The organism is Segatella copri (genome assembly GCF_003465495.1).
Lineage (GTDB): Bacteria > Bacteroidota > Bacteroidia > Bacteroidales > Bacteroidaceae > Prevotella > Prevotella copri_G.
Genome location: NZ_QSAV01000047.1, coordinates 1 through 431, shown reverse-complemented (window position 1 = coordinate 431; position 431 = coordinate 1). Strand labels below are relative to the sequence as shown.

The following is a 431-nucleotide window of genomic DNA, read 5'->3' as shown; positions in this document are numbered from 1 at the left end:
AAGGAGTTCTTTATGAAGGACACTTGTGAGCGTGAGGAAGGGACGGGGAAGATAACCGTTCCTTCCCAAGAAAGTCGTGCCTTGGTAGAGTTATATCGCAAGAAGTTTGTTAAGGAAGCAAAGAACCTTGCACAGATGAATCATCCTCATATCGTTAAAGTAGTAGATGTGTTTGAGGAAAATGATACGGTCTATTATGTGATGCAATATTTGAGTGGTGGCTCGTTGTCTGATTATGTGAAGCTGCATGGTGCATTGGACGAGGCTATAGCCATTAAGTATATCCAACAGATAGGTTCGGCATTGGAGTATATGCACCAAAAGCATATTTGTCATTATGATGTAAAGCCAAGCAATATTCTGCTTGATGACAAAGGTGGTGCTATACTAATTGACTTTGGAATCTCAAAAGGCTATACAGAAGAAGGGCA

1 protein-coding gene is annotated in these 431 nt (G+C 40.8%); it reads left to right on the top strand.

Going from position 1 to position 431, the window contains the following annotated elements:
- Positions 1-12: 12 nt before the first annotated feature.
- On the top strand, positions 13-431 hold a 419-nt coding region (locus DWV53_RS12350), incomplete at its 3' end, for a serine/threonine-protein kinase (RefSeq protein ID WP_147468792.1).